Raw genomic sequence first — 16,823 nt, 5'->3', positions numbered from 1 at the left:
TTAGACAGAGCGGTACAGTTAGACTGATCGCCAATGGCCCCAATCTCCCAGGAGGACACACGTATGGCGGAGCTGGCTGCCCCCGGCAAGCTGGGTATCGAACCGATCGGCAACTTCCGCACCGAAGCCGACGGCATCATCGATGACGCTTTCCTCGCCTACCAGCGCTGGGGAGAACTCCGCACGAATAAAGACGGCACCACCAACGTCCTCCTCATCGAGCACGCCTTAACCGGCGACTCAGATGTCGCCGAATGGTGGAAGGGCCTGGTCGGCCCCGGCATGGCACTGGACACCGACCGGTTCTGCGTGATCTGCACCAACGTGATCGGCGGCTGCATGGGCTCCGTCGGCCCGGCTTCCCGCCACCCCGACGGTGACTTCTGGGGTTCCCGCTTCCCAGCCATCTCCATCCGGGACCAGGTCACCGCGGAGAAGCAGCTTCTCGACGCCCTGGGCATCAGGCACATCGCCGCAGTGATTGGTGGCAGCATGGGTGGGGCCCGCACCCTGGAGTGGACGCTGATGTACCCCGAGCGAGTCGCCGCCGCCCTGGTCATCGCGGTCTCCGCCCGGGCAAGTGCCTGGCAGATCGGCATCCAGTCCTCCCAGATCAGCATGATCGAGAACGACCTGTTCTGGCACGGCGGGGACTACCACGACACCGGCTACTCCCCCAACGCCGGTCTCGGCGGCGCCCGCAAACTGGCGCACCTGACCTACCGTGGTGAGATGGAGGTGGACGAGCGTTTCGGCACCGATGCCCAGGAGAATGAGAACCCGCTGGGCACCTTCCGCAGCTCCCGCCAGCGGTTCAGCGTGCAGAGCTACCTGGACCACCAGGCGCGCAAGCTGGTTCAGCGTTTCGACGCCGCCTCGTACGTCATCCTCACTGAATCACTGAACCGGCACGACATCGGCCGAGACCGCGGCGGCCTGAACAAGGCCCTGGCCTCATCTACCGTGCCGACGATGGTGGTGGGTGTGGACACAGATATCCTCTACCCCTACCACCAGCAGGAACACCTCTCCCGCAACCTCGGCAACCTCCTGGCCATGGCAAAGATCTCCTCCCCCGTCGGCCACGATGCCTTCCTCACCGAATTCCGGCAGATGGACAACATCCTCAAGCGCTTCATCATGTTGGCAGAGCCCTCCCTGCAGGTCCCGGACCCCGAGACCACCGGCGAAATCGAGTTCTACATCTGAGACTCTCCCGGGCACCGGGCCATCCGGGAAGGGAGCCTGAAAAGCCGCGGTATCCGGGCGAACGATAAGCCACCCCGTCATCCTGGAAGGGCCCGTTCGGGTGCCTGCTGGTTGTCGGGGTTGACCTGCCTCTACGTGGGGACACCACCCCCGTTTCCCGGCGATGTCCGGCCCGGTTCCTAGGTTAGGGCTCGAACACAGTTTCTGATGGCTGAAACACCCCGCCCGGGGTGTCTTCGGGGGAGGACCGATGAAACCTGATCAACCCTATTACCGCTGCACCGACCCGGACGACCCCGGAGCGGTCTGGCACATGACCCGCAACCGCACCGACCTCACTTTCTGGCGGGCCATGACACCCGCCGATGATGCCGACGTCGACACCGTGATCGCCGCCCTTTCCACCCGCACCGGGCAGAGCAAGGGCACCACGCTGACCTGGACCCGCATCGTGGACCTGCTGGGCGACTACCCGCTGCTGGCCGCCCACAATGATGCTCTGGGCCTGCTGGATTACCCACGCCTGCAGGCCATTGAAAAAGGCCTGATGGCCGTGACCGATCCCGCCGTCACTGCCGAGATCGACCGACGGGTGGTCGCCTACCTGACCCCGACGAGGAAGAATCAGCACCTGCCCGGGGCCAAGGCGATCGGGGCGATGCTCCGCAAGATCGTCGCCGAGCTCGACCCGGCCGCCGCTGAACAGGAGACCTCCCCGGACCGGGAGTCGATCACCTTCTCCTCTGACGGGCACGGTGCGACGACCATCAGTGTCTCGGTCGCCGATGACACCGCCCGCGAGATCCGGGAGATCCTGGCCCTGCTGGCCGCGGAGAAAGCGGCCCGGGGTGAGAAACGGGCCACCCTGCTCGATGCCCTGCTGAGCCTGATCCGGGGCAAGGACTACTCACCGAAAGTCGTCTTCAATGTCTACGGCCCGGCAGGTGGGGTGCCGGAGTATGTATCCGGTGGTGGGTGGTTGGATGACCGGCAGGCCGCGGACTGGTGGGACAAGGTCACTCAGGTCCGGGACATGGACCAGGCCATCCAGGAGTCCACCGAGGCGTATCGGCCGACGACTGCGATTGCTGCGGCCGTACGCGGGCGGGACGGGACCTGCCGCGGGCCGGAGGGCTGTGACGTGGATGCCGCGGACTGCCAGCTCGATCACGTGGTCAACCACGCTGCTGGTGGGCAGACCACGGTGGAGAACCTGCAGAGTCTCTGTCCGCGGCACCACAACATGAAAACCGGGCGGCGGGTGCAGGCCACGATGACCCCGGACGGGGTGGTGACGTGGTTGTTCCCGGATGGATCGACGGTGGTCACCGTGCCCAGTGGTCCGCTGGCGAAGATCAATCAGCGGTTCGGGCAGACTTTTGCGCAGCAGCGCACTAAGCGCATTCAGCGCCGCCGGGAGGCCAACCGGGAGAACCCACCGCAACTGTGGAAGGACCTCAACGAGCCACCGTTCTGAAACCAGGAATCAGCTTCCCAGCGCATCCACCGAGGAGGACACAAAGAGCAGCCCCCCGCCAAGCAGGAAACTGAAGCAGGTGTCGAACCGCCGGGAGCGCACTGACAGCAGCCCGAGCACCTTCGAGTCACAGCTCAGGCGCAGGATGGCCAACCAGACCATCGCGCCTCCCAGGATGAAAGTCGCGCGGCGCCAGTGTTCGGTGACGGCATAACCGGCCGTGGCCAGCAGCGCGAGACAGAAGAGCGCGATGCCCAGAGTCTGAACGATCCTGGGCAACGGGGAGGGCTTGAGCCCGAGATCATGCGGGTTATCCAGCGCCTCCGGGGAATACTCAGCCATTGGCGAGCAGTTCCGCCCGTTCCACGACATTCGCCAGCAGGAAGGTACGGGTCATCGGACCGACCCCGCCGGGGTTCGGGGAAATCGCACCGGCAACCTCCCAGACGTCCGGATGGACGTCGCCGACAGTCTTGCCGTCAACCCGGGAGACACCGACATCGAGGATGGCGGCCCCGGGCTTGACCATGTCTGCAGTCAGCATGTGGGGTTTTCCGGCGGCGGCGACGATCACGTCCGCTGCGCGGGTCTCGGCAGCCAGGTCCTTGGTGCCGGTGTGGCACAGCGTGACGGTGGAGTTCTCGGTGCGGCGGGTCAGCATCAGTCCGATGGGACGCCCCACGGTCACACCGCGGCCGATGACGACGACCTTCGCCCCGTTCAGGTCAACGCCGAAACGGCGCAGCAGGTGGATGGAGCCATTCGGGGTGCACGGCAACGGAGCCGGCTCGTTGAGCACCAGTTTGCCCAGGTTGACCGGGTGCAGGCCGTCCGCGTCCTTGGTGGGATCGATGCGTTCGAGCACGGCGTTTTCATCCAGGTGCTTCGGCAGCGGCAGCTGCACGATATAACCGGTGCAGGCCGGGTCCTCGTTCAGCTCGTCGATGACGGCGAGCAGGTCCTCCTGGCTGATGTCGGCGGGCAGATCCTTGCGGATCGAGGTGATGCCCACTTCCTCGCAGTCGCGGTGCTTCATCTTGACGTAGGAGTGGGACCCCGGGTCATCACCGACGAGCACGGTCGCCAGGCCCGGGGTGATCCCCTTTTCCTTGAGGGCGGCCACCCGCTCCGTCAGATCGGCGAGGAGCTCCCCGCGGTAAAGTTTTCCGTCCAGTTTGATCGCAGTCACGGCCCTCATTATTCCACGCTTACACTGAAAGCCATGCCCGCTCCCCTCTTGCACGTGATTTTCGATAATCCGGTGATTCCCCCGAACACCGGCAACGCCATCCGAATGTGTGCCGGAGTCGGCGCTCACCTGCACCTTGTGGAGCCGCTCGGATTCGACCTCTCCGAGAAACACCTGCGCCGGGCGGGGTTGGACTACCACGATCTCGCCGAGGTCACCGCGCACCCGGACCTGGATGCCTGCTTTGCGGCGCTGCCCGGATCCCGCATCTTCGCGTTCACCACCCGCTCCCGGAACCACTACACCGGCACGGCCTTCCAACCCGGCGACGCCCTGCTCTTCGGCACCGAACCCACGGGGCTGCCCGAGGAGCATCTCCGCCATCCGCGAATCACCACGGAGCTGCGCATCCCGATGCTGCCCGGCCGACGTTCGATGAACCTGTCGAACACCGCCGCGGTGGCCACCTACGAAGCCTGGCGGCAACTGGGTTTCCCGGGCGGAGTGTAGCGGTATTTAATCCACCGGCCGGGAAAACACCGGCAACCGGCGGGCGCGCAGTACATCGAGCAGCGCCTCACCGTCCGGGACCGAGAGATCCTCGCCTGCCATGTGCACCGGCCCGGCCACCAGATCCATGCGCACCGTACTCAAGTTGAGCAGTTGCTGCAGCGGGCCGCGCTGCAGTGTCACCTCCTGGATGTGGGAGGGCTCGATCATCGAGACCCTTCGCCCCAGCCGCCCCTTGTGCACGATCACCGTGTGCGGCACCAGCGTCACCCCCTGCTGCCGGCGATCCACCGGGGACACCCAGCGTGCCGACGCCGGGCTGGTGAAGCTCGGCTGCGCCGCACCCTCCGGTGCAGCCAGCTCCTCCAGTTCCGCCCGTTCCAGGGGACCGAGCACCGCGGCCAGAGCCACCGCCTGTTCGCGGGAGCCGACGGGCAACAGGGAGGTGGTCCCCGTCTTCTTGTTCTCCTCCGCGCCATACCCCGCGATGCTGACCTTGACCTCCCACCAGCCGGTCAGCCGCCAGAGCACGGGCTGGCGGATCTGCACCCCGTGCATCCGGTGCAGCGGGATCGACTGGCGGCGCCGGTCGGCCAGCCCGTAGGCCACGTTGAGCACCTCACCGGCCAGATGGGCGTTGAAACGCCAGCTGTTGTCCACGTAGTTCCAGATCACCGGCACCACACCGACCAGTACCGGGATCACGGTGGCAATCCCCACCGGGGAGAGCACCACGGCGAGGATACCTGCGCCCGAGACGAGCGTCGGCAGCCGGAGCAGGGCCCCGAGCAGGGAGCGGTGGATGGGAACCTCGGGCACCAGGGCGTCCGGCTGGCCCGGTTCCGCCGACGGCTCCACCGCCTGTTCCACGCCCGGCTTCCCCCGGGTGTGCGCCAGCAATTCCTGACGCAATGCCTCGGCATCGGCCTTGCGGAGATAGGCGATCTCAATGACCGAGTCACCGCCACCGGCGGTTTCCACCCGCACCGAGGCGAGCCGGAAGATGCGCGCGATGACGGACTCGACGACGTCGACGGCCTGGATCCGGTCATAGCGTGCGGTGCGGAGCGAACGGCTGATCACCCCACGCTTGAGGGAGACCTCCTCATCGGTCAATCGGTAACCGGTGGCCTTCCACCAGGCGTGGGAAACCAGCCAGATCACTACACAGAGCAGGACAAAGATCCCCAGCCCGATGATCAGCGGCACCACTGCCCCGGAGCGCAGCAGATCCCATCCGCGGGTGATCAGATCCCAGTCGATGCTGACCAGTGCACCCGCCAGCAACGCCAGAATCAGTGTCCAGAACCGCAGCAGCGGGGTGAGCCGGTGGACGTGGCGGTATTCGGCGACGTCACTCACAGCCCACTCATCCTCTCCCGGGCCTTGCCGGCCAGACGGTCGCGCAGGGCGTCGGCCTCTGCGGCCGGCAGCCCCTGCACGGTGGAGTCAGAGGTTGCGGATGCGGTGTGCAGAATCAGCGATTTCATGCCGAAGGCCCGTTCGACCGGGCCCGCTTTGACGTCCACGTACTGGATGCGGCCATAGGGCACCACGGTGAAGGTGTGCCAGAGCCTGCCCTTGGTGATCAACAGCTCGTCACTGGTTTCCAGCCACCCGAGCAGCTTCACCTGGGCCGGGATCAGCCAGAGCTGCCACAGCAGGAGCAACACGCCCACGGCGGTGCCGGTGTGGAACCAGGGGCTCAGGACGAAGCCCAGCACCACGAACACGATCACCACGACAAGGATCCAGGGCAATCGCCCCACGTAACGGGCGAGGGTCAGTTTCGGTGACACCGGGTTCATGCCCCGGTGACTGCTGCTGGGTCGTGGCGTTGGTGCTTCCGTCATGGCCACCACTCTGCCAGATCCGCCAATTCCCCCTCCGACCTCCCGGTTCCCTGGTAGTCTCTGGCGTTGTATCCATGACCTGAGACGGGAGCTGACCGCCATGACCGACGAGTCGCCGATCATCTACGGCCGCATCAACGAATCCTTCCACCAGGTGGGCGCCGCCGTGGTCGAGGAGGTGCTCCTGCGTCTGGGACACGAGGTGGAGGTGCACGAAGGACCGCACCCGGAGATGTACCCGAAGATCGCGTCCGGTGAGCATCACCTCTTCGCCGATGCCTGGCTTCCCGGTGGCCACGCCGTCTACTGGGAGCAGGTCAAGGATGAGGTCGTGGAGGTCGCCCCGCTCTACGATGACGCGAAGTTCTTCTGGGCGGTACCGGACTATGTGGATGAGAACATCCGCAGCCTGAGCGATCTGGCGAAGCCGGAGGTGGCCGAAAGGTTCACCACCCGCACGGTGCAGGGCACCGGCTCCTACGCCGGGCTGACCATGATGGGCGATGAACTGCTGGAGACCTATGGGCTGGCCGAGCTCGGCTGGAGCCAGCCTGCCGGTGACATCCATGCGGTGATTGACACCGTCAATTCGCGTTTCGCCGCCGGTGACTGGTTCGTCACCCCGCTGTGGCAGCCGATGTTCCTCAATGAGGTCCATGAACTGCGTCCGTTGGAGGATCCGGAGGGGGCCTTCCCCGCCCCGGACCGTGCGTCCCTCCTGGCCCACCGCGGTGCCTGGGAGAATCTGCCGGAACGCACCCGGGAGGTGCTGGGCAGGATCCGTTTCGATGTCAGCGATGTCAATGAGATGGATCTGCTGGTCAACGTCGAAGGTCTGGACATCCTGCCGGCGATCCGGGAATGGGTGCAGCGTCACCCGGACACCCTCGACGCCTGGTTCAACTAGAGCAGATTCAGCTGGCCCCGGATCGCCGCCGCACAGGATTCCGCCGCTGAGTGGGCACGGCTTGCCGGGGGCACTCTCGCACGATAGAACGGCCCGTCAGGCACCACTTCATCCGCCCCCACGGTAATCACCACGCGAAAGAACCGGACGGCCACAACTCCGAGCAGCATGAGGATTGTTCCCGACCACAAAGGTCACCACGGCCGGTGTCAGAATCACCAGTGGAATGATCTTCCAGGCCAGCGGAGCGGTGACCTGAAACCGCTCAGCCGTCCCGCCGCACCCGGATCTCCCCGAGTGCGGCCTCAGCCAGCATCACCGTCTCCTCGCCGACAGCGACCCGGAGCATCCCCGCTGCCGGAGGGCCCGTCACGGTGAGCTGGGAACCGGGAACCAGACCATTGGCCGCGAGGTAACGCAGCAGCTGGGGGTCATGGTCATTGGCCTGCTCCACGGTGACAGTCTCCCCCTCCCCCACTGCGGCGAGACTGATCCAGTCGATCCTCTCCACATGTCCTGCGGCGTCAGGGATGGGGTCCCCGTGCGGGTCGCGCCCGGGGTGCCCCAGATGGGCGTCGATACGCGCCATGAACCGGTCCGAGACAGAATGCTCCAGCAACTCCGCGTCTTCGTGCACCTCGTCCCAGGTGTAGCCGAGCACCCGGACCAGGAAGGTCTCCAGGAGCCGGTGCCGGCGCACCATGTCCACCGCCAGCTTCCGCCCGGACTCAGTCAGTGTGACGCCCCGGTAGGGCTCCTGCACCACCAACCCCTTCTCAGCCAGGCGGCGGATCGCCTCGGAGGCTGTCGTCGTCTTCTGGCCCACCCGCGAAGCCAGTTCCCCCAGTGGGGCCGGCCCGGCGGAGTGTTCGGCGATATTCCAGATGGCCTTCAGGTAGTCCTGGGATCGGTCGGGCAGCTCGCTCACGTGCATGGCTCCAGAGTATCCGACCCCGCCGGGGGTGAAGTCGCCTTGCCGCGAGGGAAAGTTCAACGCTAACATCCAATAATGTTCAATTGATTGAACTTTTAGTTTCATTCACTACCAGAATAGGTGCGACATGATATTCCCCCGCAGTCTGCTCATCACAGCCGCAATCCTTCCCCTCGCCGCCCTGACGCTCACCAGCTGCGCCACCTCCGACTCGGACACCGGCGACGGGAACGGGCCGCTCACGGTCTACGCCACCACCGGCTACCTCGCCGATGCCGTGGCCAACATCGCCCCGGATGCCGAGGTCACCACCATGGTGGGGCCCGGCGGAGATCCACACACCTACCAGCCCTCCACCCGCGACATCGAGGCGATGCGCGGTGCGGATCTGGTGCTCTGGAACGGACTGCACCTGGAGGCCCAGATGATCGAGCAGCTGGAAAGCCTCGGCGACAGCCAGCTGGCCGTCGGCGAACTCCTTCCGGAGGAGTTGTTGCTGAGCTGGCCGGAGACCGATGACGAGGGAAATCCGCTGCACGATCCCCACATCTGGAACAGCCCCGAAGCCTGGAGCCTGGTTGTCGGACACGTCGCTGAGCGGTTGGGCGAAGCGGAACCGGAACAGGCCGCGGAGTACCGGGACAATGCCGCCGCTTACCAGGCGGAGATCGCGCACGTGCACGAACAGGCGGAACAGCAACTGGCGGGCATCCCCGAACCCCGCGTTCTGGTCACCGGCCACGACGCCTTCGGCTACTTCGGTGACACCTACGGACTGGAGGTCCGCGCCACGGACTTCATCTCCACCGAAGCGGCCTTGTCCGCCACCGAGCTCTCTGAGCTGGCCGACTACATCGTGGACCATGAAGTGCCGGTGATCTTCCAGGACAACCAGGCCAATCCCCAGGCGATTACCTCCCTGCGTGAGGCCGTCGAAGCCCGCGGCTGGACCATCGAGGTCTCCACTGAAGAGCTCTTCGCCGATTCACTCGGCCCCACCGCACCGGTGGACACCTATCTCGGGGTCTACGAGCACAACGTCGATACCGTCGCAGAAGCTCTGGGGGCTTAGATGAACGCAGTCCACTGCACCGACCTTTCCGTCGCTTACCGCGCCGAACCGGTGGTTCGTGGCGTCAGCCTCAGCGTCCCGCAAGGGGTGGTGATGGGCATCGTCGGCCCCAACGGCTCCGGGAAATCCACTCTGCTCAAAACCATGCTCGGTCTCGTCCCCACGTTGAGTGGTCGCGCCGAGTTCTTCGGCGAGCCCCTGTCCCGGGTGCGTGACCGGGTCGGCTACATGCCCCAGCGCACCAGCGTGGACTGGGACTTTCCCACCACCGTGCGCGATGTCGTGCTGATGGGCACCTACGGCCGTCTCGGTTGGCTGCGCCGGCCGGGCCGGGCCGAAAAGGAACTGGCCGCCGACGCGATGGCGCAGACCGACGTCACTGACCTGGCAGGGAGGCAGATCGGGCAGCTCTCCGGTGGGCAGCGCCAGCGCGTCTTCCTGGCCCGCACGCTCGCTCAGCAACCCGATCTCTGCTTCATGGACGAGCCGTTCCAGGGCGTGGACGCGTTCAGTCAGCAGGCGATCGTCGACGTGCTCCGCCAGTTGCGGGAGGACGGCAAGACGATCGTGCTGGTACACCATGACCTGGGCACCGTCCCCGACTACTGCGACCAGGTCACTCTGTTGCATGCCGGCCGCTTGGTGACCAGCGGCGAGGTCCACACCCACTTCACCGAGGACAACATCCGCACCGCTTATGGGCTGGCGGGTGGTCTGCCGTGAGTCCCACTGAATTCTTCGCCGACCACACCTTCTCCATGGTGTTCTTCGGCACGGGCGTCATCGGGATCGTCGCCGGAGCGTTGGGTTCCTTCGCCTACCTGCGGCGGCAGTCACTGATCAGCGACGTCATCTCCCATTCCGCTCTCCCCGGAACCCTGATCGCGTTTCTCACGTTGTCTGCCCTGGGCCTGTACGCCCGCAACATGCTCGCCCTGATCATCGGTGCCGTCATCATCGGCACCCTCGCGGTCCTGACCACCAACTGGATACCGCGGATCTCGAAGATCAAGACCGATACCGCGATGGCCGTGGTGCTCTCCTCCCTGTTCGGGCTCGGCATGCTGCTGATGCAGTACATCCAGAACAACCCGCTCCCGGACAAGGGCGGCATCCAGGACTACCTTTTCGGCAACGCTTCCACCATCACCCGCGTGGACCTCACCGTCTCCCTGCTCACCGGTGGTCTGGCGCTGGCCCTGATGCTCCTGCTCTGGAAGGAATTCGCGATCACCACCTTCGACCGTGAGCATGCCGCCGTGCTCGGTTTCAACAACCGGCTCATCGACGCCGCGATGTTCGCCGCCATCGCCGTGGCCACCGTCATCGGGGTCAAGGCCATCGGCCTGGTGCTCATGGTCTCCTTCGTGGTCACCCCACCGGCAGCGGCCCGGCAATGGACCACCACGCTGCCGGGCATGGTGGTACTCGCCGGGGTGATCGGCGGAGTGGGTTCAGCTGCCGGAACCTATCTGTCCATCGCCTTCGGCCCCCTGCCCACCGGCCCGGTGATCGCCGTGACCCTCTTTGCGATCTTCCTGTTCTCGCTGCTGGCTGCACCCGAGCGCAGTCTCATCGTGCGGGCGGCGCGGCGTCGGAAAGCACGCGCAGAGCTCAAGGCGGTGAGCCTGTCATGAGCTTCGCACTGGGGGCGGCCCTCCTGGCCGTGGCCACGGCCCTGGCGTGTGCCCTACCGGGGGTGTTCGTGGTCCTGCGGGGAAACTCCATGGTGGTGGACGGCATCAGTCACGCCGTGTTCCCCGGCATCGTGGTCGGGTACGCGTTGACCTCGGACCTGGAGTCCCCCTGGCTGATCCTCGGGGCGGCTGTCGCGGGACTACTGGTGGCCACGGGTTCGGAATGGCTCTCCCGCACCGGACTCCTGTCCGGCGACGCTCCGCAGGGATTGATCTTTCCAGCGCTGTTCGCGGTCGGTGTGATCCTGGTCAGTGGCCAGTTCAGCAATGTCCATCTGGACACCCACGTGGTGTTGGTCGGTGATCTCAACCTGGCGTCCTTCGAACATCTGGTCCTCGGCGGCCGGGACTTCGGACCGACATACATGTATCTCATGCTGGCGATGCTGCTGCTCAACGTGGCTTTCCTAGCCGTGAACCACCGGCGGTTGAAGGTGTCCACCTTTGATCCGGAATTCGCCGAACTGATCGGCATCCGCACCCGTCGGTTGAACCTGACCCTGATGTTTCTGGTCTCGCTGACCGTGACCGCCGCCTTCCACGCGGCCGGTGCGATCCTGGTGATCGCGCTGGTGGTGGTCCCGGCGGCCACCGCCTACCTGTTCAGCGACCGTCTGCCGCAGCTGATCTTCCGGACGCTGGTGATTGCGCTCATCGGAGCGGTGGCCGGGTTCCAGGTGGCCTACCAGCTCGATGCCGCCACGTCGGCGGCGATGGCCACCTTCTACGGTCTGATCTTCGCAGTGGTGCTCGCCGCAACCCGGTTGGCGCGGCAGCGGAAGATCAGGGCCGGAAAGCTCTAGCCCAGTCCGGCGGTGACACCGAACAGCACCCAGGCCAGGGCGAAGCCCATGACGGCGATCGCCGTCTGGTTGACCGTCCAGGTCTTCAGGGTGGTCGCCACATCCATGCCCATGAGGCGGCCGACCAGCCAGAAACCGGAGTCGTTGACGTGGCTGGCGATCACGGAGCCGGCAGCCGTCGCGATGACGATCGTGGCCAGCTGGAATTCATTGAACCCTCCTGCGGCCACAGCCGGTGCCATCAGGGCGGCGGCCGTGGTCAGGGCGACGGTCGCGGAACCCTGGGCCACGCGCAGCACGGCGGCGACCACGAAGCAGCCGACGATGACGGGCAGCCCCAGGTTGGACATCGAGTCGGCGAGGGCGTCACCGATGCCTGAGGTACGCAGGACGCCACCGAACATTCCGCCGGCGCCGGTGATCAGCACGACGGAACAGATCGGGCCGAGCGCTCCCTCCACGGTCTTCTCCAGCGCAGAGCCTCCCACGCCGCGGCGGGTACCCAGGGCCCAGAGGGCGACCAGGGTGGTCAGCAGCAGGGCGACGGGGGTCTCACCCAGGAAGCTGAGCACCTGCACAACGGTTGATTCGGCATCCACCGCGCCGGCGGACGCCAGCATGCTGGAGCCGGTGTTACCGAAGATCAGGATCATCGGGATCAGCAGGATGGCGATGACCACGCCGGAACCGGCGGGGTTCGCCGGCTGCTCATCCGCCATCTTGCCGCCGCTGAGGATGTCCGGCACGGACAGCGGGAACTTCTTGCCGAAGTACCTGCCCAGCAGATAGCCGGTCACGTACCAGGTGGGAAGCGCGATGATCAGGCCGACGAGCAGGACGAAACCGACCTGTGCGTCATAGAACTCCGAGGCCGCGATCGGACCCGGGTGCGGCGGCAGGAAGACGTGCATCACGGAGAAGGCGCCGGCGGCCGGGATGCCGTAGGCCAGGACCGGGCTGTTCATCCGGCGGGCGACGGCGAAGATGACCGGCAGCATGACCACCAGGCCGGCGTCGAAGAAGATGGGGAAGCCCATGATCAACGAGGCGACGCCCAGGGCGAAGGGGGCACGTTTTTCCCCGAATACCCGGACCATGGTGTCCGCGAGGGATTTGGCGCCGCCGGAGGTTTCGACGAGCCTGCCGAGCATGGCGCCGAGGCCGACCAGCAGCGCCACTGAGGCCAGGGTGCCGCCGAAGCCGTCCAGCAGGGTGTCCACGACCCCGCTCACCGGGATACCGGCGACCAGGGCGGTGACGATGGAGACGAGCACGAGTGTCAGGAACGCGTGCAGTTTGAAGACGATGACCAGTACGAGAATCAGGGCGATTGCGCCGGCGGCGATGCCGAGCAGGGGGCCTGCTCCCAGTGTCTGCTCCCAGGTGTCCACGGGAGAACTCCTTTAACTAGGAATGTGAGGTTTCCCTGAAAGTATGGCTGACGTCCTCAGTCACCGGAAGTCCCGGGATCCCCTACTGAGCCACTCCCCGATCGCCAGCGGCTCGATCTTGTCCGCCACCAGACTGGCTGCCCCGGTGGTGTTCTGGATGATACCCCGGATGACCAGGGCCTTCGAGGTACGCACCAACACCCGGTGGCGTTGCCAGAGTCCGGGCGAGACCATCACGTTGATCAGCCCGGTCTCATCCTCCAGTCCCAGGAACGTCACACCCGACGCCGTCTGCGGTCGCTGTCGGTGCGTGACCACCCCGGCAATGCGGATACGTGATCCGTCCTCCACCTGGAGCAGGTGCCCGGCGGGCACGATACCCGCCGCGTTCAGGCTGCCCCGCAGCAGCTCCATCGGCTGGACCTGATGTGTCACGCCGGTGCTGGCGATGTCAGCGGCCATGAGCTCAAAGGCGGACATCCCCGGCAGCGCGGGAGCCTCGACCGCGGACATCCCGGGCAGCATGCCGGGCTTTTCGGTGGCCGCCACCCCCGCCTGCCACAGCGCCTGCCGGCGGTCCACCCCCAGGCAGTCCAGGGCCCCGGCCCGCGCCAGGGCCTCCACCTGGGGCACGCTCAGCCCGGCCCGGCGCGCCAGATCCGGGATCGAGCCGAAGGGGGCGCGCCGTGCCACCCGGGTCGCGGCATCCGCCCCCAGTCCCTGGACCAGGTTCAGGCCGAGCCGGATGCCGCCGTCCTCACAGTCGGCCTCCACCCCGGAATCGTTGACGGTGACCGGGTGAATCTCCACGCCGTGGCGGCGGGCGTCCTGGATCAGCGACTGCGGCGAGTAGAAGCCCATCGGTTGGGCGCGCAGCAGACCCACGTAGAACTCGGCCGGATGATGGTGCTTGAACCAGGCGGAGAAGTAGACCAGGGAGGCGAAGGACTGGGAATGCGACTCCGGGAAGCCGTAGGCGGCGAACGCCACGACCTTGTTCCACAGGGTCTCCGCCACTTCCCCCTCGATACCGTTGGTCTCGGCCAGGCCGGTGAAGAAGCGGGAGCGCAGCGCCGCCATCTTCGCGGGCGAGCGTTTGGCCCCCATCGCCCGGCGCAGGTTGTCCGCCTCTGCACCGGAGAAGCCGGCGGCATCCACTGCGATCTGCATCAGCTGTTCCTGGAACAGCGGCACGCCGAGCGTCTTGGCCAGGGATTTCTCCAGCACGGGGTGCTCGTAGCTGACCGGTTCCTCCCCGCTGCGCCGCCGGAGATAGGGGTGCACCGAGCCGCCCTGGATGGGGCCGGGGCGGATGAGCGCCACCTCCACCACCAGGTCATGGAAGTTGCGGGGCTGCAGGCGGGGCAGGGTGGACAGCTGGGCCCGGGACTCGACCTGGAACACGCCCACGGCGTCAGCCCGTGCGAGCATCGCGTAGACCTCCGGTTCGGTCAGGTCGAGTTCCCAGAGTTCGATGCGGTCCCCGGTGGTCTGGGCCACCAGGTCGATCATGTGGTGCAGGGCCTCGAGCATGCCCAGGCCCAGCAGGTCGAATTTCACCAGGCCGGCTGAGGCGCAGTCGTCCTTGTCCCACTGCACCACGGAACGGTTCTCCCGCCGGGCCCACTCGGTGGGCACCACATCGGCGATCGGACGGTCGCAGATGACCATGCCGCCGGAGTGGATGCCCAGGTGCCGTGGCTGACCCCGGAAACGCTCCGCCAGCTCGAGCACCTGGGCAGGTGGTTCGGCGGTGCCCTTCGACCAGGCGTCGGCGCTGCCCGGCGGGTGCCCGAGCGCGCGGGCGGCGTCGCGGACCGCGCCTTTTCGACGGTAGGTGATCACGTTGGCCACCTGCGCGGCATTGTCACGGCCGTACTTGTCGTAGACGTACTGGATGACCTCCTCCCGGCGGCCGGACTCGATGTCGATGTCGATGTCGGGCGGGCCCTCCCGGTCGGGCGAGAGAAACCGCTCGAAGAGCAGGCCGGCGGCGATCGGTTCAGCATTGGTGATGCCGAGGGTGAAGCACACCGTGGAGTTGGCGGCCGATCCCCGCCCCTGGCAGAGGATGTCGGCGTCGTGGCAGAAGTCCACCAGATCCGTGACTATGAGGAAGTAGCCGGGAAAGTCCAGCTGCTCGATCACGTCCAGTTCGTGTTCGATCTGTTTCCCCGCCTGCTCCCGGACCGCCGTGGGTCGGCTGGCATAGCGGAGGGCCATGCGTTCGGTGACCAGGTGGCGCAGCCAACTCATCTCGGTGTGGCCGGCCGGGGTGTCCCAGGTGGGCAGGTTGGGGGCCACCAGGTCCAGGGTGAAGGCGCACTCCCGGGCGATCGCCACGGTTTCCGCCAGCAGCTCGGGCCTGCCGGGCAGCATGGCGGTGATCTGTGCGCCGGAACGCAGCCATCCGGTTCCCATCGGGTGCAGTTCGGGCTCGGTCTGGCTCATGGACTCCCGGCGGGCGAGGGACTGCTTCGCGCGGGCGAGCGGGGCATCGTGACGCGTGGCGGCGGCCGGGCGCGCGGAGACGATGGCACGCAGGTTGTTCCAGTCGTCCAGTTTCCGGTGGTGGTCCGCGTCCTCGGGCACCATCGTCACGTCATATTCCCGCACCACGTGGGCTGCCCCGAACAACTCCACCAGTTCAGCGATACCGGCGGTCCAGGCGTGGTCGGCGAGCACGAGCCAGTGCCCGCCGGCCTCCGCGGCGATCAGCTCCAGGGGCGGGTAACGCAGCACGCCCTTCTTCCCACCAGCCATGTGGGCGTCGGCGATCACGCGCGAGAGCCGTCGGTACCCTTCCGGATCCCGGCAGAGGACGGTGAGTGGGCGGCCGGGCAGGCCCAGCTCGGCACCGAAAACGGTGGGCAGGTCAACTTGCGCGGCGGCCTCGGCGAATTTGATCGCGCCGTAGAAGCCGTCGCGGTCCACCAGGGCCAGGGCCGCAAGACCGAGTTCCACGGCGCGTGCGACCATCGCCTCCGGTTCGGAGGCCCCGGCCAGGAAACTGTAGCTGGAGGTCGCGTGCAGCTCCGCGAACGGTACCGCCGCTTCATGACGCCGCGGTGTGCGGGTCTGCTCCAGGTACTCGGCGGGCACGGGCTCCGGCCCGGTATGGCCGGAGAGAATCCGCTCCAGCCGGGACCAACTCAGTGGCGCGCCGCCATGGAATCTCATGGTGCCCAGAATAACCCGGATGAGAACAGGTGTTCTAATATTGCAGAAGGGGGAACATTTCATAACTTCGAGCACGGGTGACACCCGGGCGGGTTACGCTCAGCCCATGAACCGCCACCTCACGTCCATCCTGAGCACCACCCTCCTGACGCTGGGAGCACTCGTCTCCGGCGGCGCCGACGCCGCCCCGACGGCACCCGAACCCCCACCCCCGGACTCCGGCGAGTGCACCGCAGAAGCCCTCGCCCGCGACGTCGACCCAGAGCTGGACACCGTCCTCCACTGTGACGGCCAGTGGCTGCACGGCGGCAAGGGGCAGACGGACTGGGTGGTGTTCGCCCACTGGGAGAACGGCCGCTGGGCCGGATACGAGAAACACGGCACTTCCCCCCTCAGCGGTTACCCCTGCTTCCACCTGCCCCAGGCCTGGGCGGACGGCGCCCCGGCGGAGATCCTCGGCGACATGCTGCCCTGCGAGTGACCGCAGCGGCCGGGGCGATGCAGGCCGGCCACTGATCAGCCCCGATCAGTGCAGTTCACAGCAACTAGACCAAGCGGTATGTCGCGTGCTAGCGTGATCCTTCAACAGCACTGAGTAGTT

At 66.5% G+C, this 16,823-nt stretch carries 16 protein-coding genes; 9 read left to right on the top strand and 7 right to left on the bottom strand.

Annotated features, from left to right (window positions below):
• Window positions 1–63: 63 nt before the first annotated feature.
• On the top strand, window positions 64–1,209 hold the full coding sequence (gene metX, locus ACQCVD_RS09735; RefSeq protein WP_426823594.1) for a homoserine O-acetyltransferase MetX: 1,146 nt from the start codon (window positions 64–66) through the stop codon (window positions 1,207–1,209).
• A gap of 250 nt (window positions 1,210–1,459) precedes the next feature.
• Window positions 1,460–2,686 (top strand): HNH endonuclease signature motif containing protein, encoded by a 1,227-nt coding sequence (locus tag ACQCVD_RS09730; protein ID WP_426823561.1) that lies wholly within the window; start codon window positions 1,460–1,462, stop codon window positions 2,684–2,686.
• A 9-nt stretch (window positions 2,687–2,695) separates the two neighbouring features.
• Here ACQCVD_RS09730 and ACQCVD_RS09725 read toward each other — a convergent pair whose 3' ends face one another.
• Together ACQCVD_RS09725 and ACQCVD_RS09720 are read right to left on the bottom strand one after the other, a co-directional pair.
• The gene (locus ACQCVD_RS09725) at window positions 2,696–3,028 is read right to left on the bottom strand and encodes a DUF3017 domain-containing protein (RefSeq protein ID WP_426823560.1); all 333 of its coding nucleotides are present in this window, start codon (window positions 3,026–3,028) and stop codon (window positions 2,696–2,698) included.
• On the bottom strand, window positions 3,021–3,875 hold the full coding sequence (locus tag ACQCVD_RS09720; RefSeq protein ID WP_426823559.1) for a bifunctional methylenetetrahydrofolate dehydrogenase/methenyltetrahydrofolate cyclohydrolase: 855 nt from the start codon (window positions 3,873–3,875) through the stop codon (window positions 3,021–3,023). Before ACQCVD_RS09720 ends, ACQCVD_RS09725 begins: the two co-directional genes overlap by 8 nt.
• A gap of 33 nt (window positions 3,876–3,908) precedes the next feature.
• On the opposite strand from ACQCVD_RS09720, the gene ACQCVD_RS09715 reads away from it, so the two are divergent.
• Window positions 3,909–4,385 (top strand): tRNA (cytidine(34)-2'-O)-methyltransferase, encoded by a 477-nt coding sequence (locus ACQCVD_RS09715; RefSeq protein ID WP_426823558.1) that lies wholly within the window; start codon window positions 3,909–3,911, stop codon window positions 4,383–4,385.
• Between the two features lie 6 nt (window positions 4,386–4,391).
• Here the strand turns inward: ACQCVD_RS09715 and ACQCVD_RS09710 are convergent, their stop codons facing one another.
• Together ACQCVD_RS09710 and ACQCVD_RS09705 are read right to left on the bottom strand one after the other, a co-directional pair.
• Window positions 4,392–5,747: a PH domain-containing protein gene (locus ACQCVD_RS09710; protein ID WP_426823557.1), complete on the bottom strand. Its 1,356-nt coding sequence runs from the start codon at window positions 5,745–5,747 to the stop codon at window positions 4,392–4,394.
• Complete coding sequence (locus tag ACQCVD_RS09705; protein ID WP_426823593.1) at window positions 5,744–6,193, bottom strand: PH domain-containing protein; 450 nt, start codon at window positions 6,191–6,193, stop codon at window positions 5,744–5,746. Before ACQCVD_RS09705 ends, ACQCVD_RS09710 begins: the two co-directional genes overlap by 4 nt.
• Before the next feature lie 145 nt (window positions 6,194–6,338).
• On the opposite strand from ACQCVD_RS09705, the gene ACQCVD_RS09700 reads away from it, so the two are divergent.
• Window positions 6,339–7,145: a glycine betaine ABC transporter substrate-binding protein gene (locus tag ACQCVD_RS09700; RefSeq protein ID WP_426823556.1), complete on the top strand. Its 807-nt coding sequence runs from the start codon at window positions 6,339–6,341 to the stop codon at window positions 7,143–7,145.
• A gap of 265 nt (window positions 7,146–7,410) precedes the next feature.
• Here ACQCVD_RS09700 and ACQCVD_RS09695 read toward each other — a convergent pair whose 3' ends face one another.
• Window positions 7,411–8,079: a metal-dependent transcriptional regulator gene (locus ACQCVD_RS09695; protein WP_426823555.1), complete on the bottom strand. Its 669-nt coding sequence runs from the start codon at window positions 8,077–8,079 to the stop codon at window positions 7,411–7,413.
• Window positions 8,080–8,206: 127 nt separating this feature from the next.
• Between ACQCVD_RS09695 and ACQCVD_RS09690 the strand changes: the two genes are divergently transcribed.
• The 4 genes from ACQCVD_RS09690 to ACQCVD_RS09675 are packed head-to-tail and all read left to right on the top strand — an operon-like array spanning window position 8,207 to window position 11,651.
• The gene (locus ACQCVD_RS09690) at window positions 8,207–9,151 is read left to right on the top strand and encodes a metal ABC transporter substrate-binding protein (RefSeq protein ID WP_426823554.1); all 945 of its coding nucleotides are present in this window, start codon (window positions 8,207–8,209) and stop codon (window positions 9,149–9,151) included.
• The gene (locus ACQCVD_RS09685; protein WP_426823553.1) at window positions 9,152–9,874 is read left to right on the top strand and encodes a metal ABC transporter ATP-binding protein; all 723 of its coding nucleotides are present in this window, start codon (window positions 9,152–9,154) and stop codon (window positions 9,872–9,874) included. It abuts the gene before it with no gap.
• Window positions 9,871–10,788: a metal ABC transporter permease gene (locus ACQCVD_RS09680; RefSeq protein ID WP_426823552.1), complete on the top strand. Its 918-nt coding sequence runs from the start codon at window positions 9,871–9,873 to the stop codon at window positions 10,786–10,788. Before ACQCVD_RS09685 ends, ACQCVD_RS09680 begins: the two co-directional genes overlap by 4 nt.
• A complete protein-coding gene (locus tag ACQCVD_RS09675; protein WP_426823550.1) occupies window positions 10,785–11,651 on the top strand; it encodes a metal ABC transporter permease in 867 nt (288 codons plus the stop codon). The genes ACQCVD_RS09680 and ACQCVD_RS09675 overlap by 4 nt, the downstream gene beginning before the upstream one ends.
• Here the strand turns inward: ACQCVD_RS09675 and ACQCVD_RS09670 are convergent.
• Window positions 11,648–13,042, bottom strand: coding sequence for a GntP family permease (locus ACQCVD_RS09670; RefSeq protein ID WP_426823549.1), 1,395 nt, complete (start codon window positions 13,040–13,042; stop codon window positions 11,648–11,650). The two genes, ACQCVD_RS09675 and ACQCVD_RS09670, sit on opposite strands and share 4 nt — an antisense overlap.
• 60 nt (window positions 13,043–13,102) lie before the next feature.
• Window positions 13,103–16,222 carry an error-prone DNA polymerase gene (locus ACQCVD_RS09665; protein WP_426823548.1) on the bottom strand — a complete coding sequence of 1,040 codons (3,120 nt, stop codon included), beginning with the start codon at window positions 16,220–16,222 and terminating at the stop codon, window positions 13,103–13,105.
• A gap of 106 nt (window positions 16,223–16,328) precedes the next feature.
• Between ACQCVD_RS09665 and ACQCVD_RS09660 the strand changes: the two genes are divergently transcribed.
• On the top strand, window positions 16,329–16,703 hold the full coding sequence (locus ACQCVD_RS09660; protein ID WP_426823546.1) for a hypothetical protein: 375 nt from the start codon (window positions 16,329–16,331) through the stop codon (window positions 16,701–16,703).
• Window positions 16,704–16,823 lie beyond the last annotated feature (120 nt).

The sequence above is a fragment of the Corynebacterium halotolerans genome (genome assembly GCF_050107895.1).
Lineage (GTDB): Bacteria > Actinomycetota > Actinomycetes > Mycobacteriales > Mycobacteriaceae > Corynebacterium > Corynebacterium halotolerans_B.
Note: the sequence above shows the minus strand (reverse complement) of the source record. Positions and strands in the feature narration are given on the sequence as shown.

Bases quoted from the DNA above. Each gene is read 5' to 3' on its own strand.
- ACQCVD_RS09660 (WP_426823546.1), top strand. From the start codon at position 16,329: ATGAACCGCCACCTCACGTCCATCCTGAGCACCACCCTCCTGACGCTG.
- ACQCVD_RS09715 (WP_426823558.1), top strand. From the start codon at position 3,909: ATGCCCGCTCCCCTCTTGCACGTGATTTTCGATAATCCGGTGATTCCC.
- ACQCVD_RS09725 (WP_426823560.1), bottom strand. From the start codon at position 3,028: ATGGCTGAGTATTCCCCGGAGGCGCTGGATAACCCGCATGATCTCGGG.
- ACQCVD_RS09675 (WP_426823550.1), top strand. From the start codon at position 10,785: ATGAGCTTCGCACTGGGGGCGGCCCTCCTGGCCGTGGCCACGGCCCTG.
- ACQCVD_RS09730 (WP_426823561.1), top strand. From the start codon at position 1,460: ATGAAACCTGATCAACCCTATTACCGCTGCACCGACCCGGACGACCCC.
- ACQCVD_RS09700 (WP_426823556.1), top strand. From the start codon at position 6,339: ATGACCGACGAGTCGCCGATCATCTACGGCCGCATCAACGAATCCTTC.
- ACQCVD_RS09705 (WP_426823593.1), bottom strand. From the start codon at position 6,193: ATGAACCCGGTGTCACCGAAACTGACCCTCGCCCGTTACGTGGGGCGA.
- ACQCVD_RS09690 (WP_426823554.1), top strand. From the start codon at position 8,207: ATGATATTCCCCCGCAGTCTGCTCATCACAGCCGCAATCCTTCCCCTC.
- metX (WP_426823594.1), top strand. From the start codon at position 64: ATGGCGGAGCTGGCTGCCCCCGGCAAGCTGGGTATCGAACCGATCGGC.
- ACQCVD_RS09695 (WP_426823555.1), bottom strand. From the start codon at position 8,079: ATGCACGTGAGCGAGCTGCCCGACCGATCCCAGGACTACCTGAAGGCC.
- ACQCVD_RS09665 (WP_426823548.1), bottom strand. From the start codon at position 16,222: ATGAGATTCCATGGCGGCGCGCCACTGAGTTGGTCCCGGCTGGAGCGG.
- ACQCVD_RS09685 (WP_426823553.1), top strand. From the start codon at position 9,152: ATGAACGCAGTCCACTGCACCGACCTTTCCGTCGCTTACCGCGCCGAA.